This window comes from Paenibacillus sp. AR247, from assembly GCF_002968895.1.
Taxonomy (GTDB): Bacteria; Bacillota; Bacilli; order Paenibacillales; family Paenibacillaceae; genus Paenibacillus_AQ; species Paenibacillus_AQ favisporus.
In genome coordinates, this window is record NZ_PCZT01000009.1 from 682,807 (window position 1) to 684,174 (window position 1,368).

The 1,368-nt window shown below is 47.7% G+C and carries 1 protein-coding gene and 1 pseudogene; both read right to left on the minus strand.

The genetic code is table 11. From position 1 onward, the window contains the following. Positions 1 to 467: pseudogene (locus CPT76_RS37265) on the minus strand (hypothetical protein); the annotation flags it as partial. A 216-nt stretch (positions 468 to 683) separates the two neighbouring features. Then, the coding region (locus CPT76_RS11215; protein ID WP_219845407.1) for a hypothetical protein at positions 684 to 1,368 on the minus strand (685 nt) is incomplete at its 5' end.

Consider the following 1,368-nt stretch of genomic DNA (forward strand, 5'->3'; position numbering starts at 1 on the left):
GAGATCGTTCCTTCGCGCAACCCATGATTTCCTGGAACCGAAAAAGGGACGCTGTGGCAGGCCGACTCGTGCAGAACAAGATGATAATGATCCGTCCCTACCGTTTGAAACGGAATTTTGTTCTCCAGCGTGATCAGTGTCGCGCATATCCCCACCTCTCTCTCAATCAGCAAGCTCCCTTCTTTAATATTCAGCTGTGAAAGTTGTTCTCTAATAATCCGATCACCGAAGGAATCAATTACCAAACCTTTGTCATCCGTGACGACGAATGAAACCATTTGCCCGTTTAGTAATTGAATCGTGTTCTCTCCAAATCCCTTGGTAACCTCCAGAATGTCGGCATATAGCCGCTTCTGTCTCTGTAGATGCTCTTCGGACACGGTTGTTCGGAGTGAGGGAACATCGGTTGGCTGCATTCCATAAGCGATGCAACGTCGTCGAACCTCGGCGAGGTAATTGTTTTCCATGTGGTCGAACCCCCAAATTACGACTGTACTTCCTATATCTTATAGTAAATCTGACTTAAGGAATATAAATATTTTGGGGATTAGGCAATATTTTCAAAGTTAATGTCGAACAAACAAAGAGGCCGTCCCCAGGTCTACGGACTCAGGGACAGCCTCTTCATGGTGCCAAAGATAATCACAAATCATCTAAACATACATGGCTTCAAATCACTGATTTCAAATGGCTTCTTCTACCGAAATCGCTCCGACCGAAGAGGAAAGCGTAATGACCGGGCCCCCGCCGTTGAAGTAGGTAGAACCGCTCGATACACCGGAAATGGTTCCGAGTTCGCTCTGAACCTTCAAGGTGCAAGACAAGGAAGTGGCAAGTACCGCTTGGACTCCGCCTACATCGGTGCCTACCTGAAGAGTGCTGTCCTTCTCCATTTCCTGGATGTCCACACGGACGCTTCCGGCATCCGATTGGATTCTGGATTTCCCTGCAACATGCGCTCCTTCAACGGTTATACTGCCAACACTATTTTCAACCTGATACGATCCGTTCAGGTTTTTCATCGTGATGCCGCCGACATCGTTAACAATTTCATAACCGGTGATCTGACCCGGCAAGTTGACGACATACTCGATGAACAGCTCGGATTTCCCGAAACGGGACTCTGCCCAATCCCATAAATCTCGTTTGGGATCCCCCTTTGCATGTGTCACGATCTCCATCGTGCCGTTTTTATCCACAATAGAGGTTTCCGCTTGCTCGGAAATATTGCGGTGAGTTTGATCATTTAAAAACCAGATGGTGGTCTCCACGGTGATCTTATTTCCTGTACCCCGTACGAGAGTGATGTTCCCTGCTTTATGGTGAATTTGTACCGATGAATCCGCCCCAACTTCCTGTGCGGCAGTA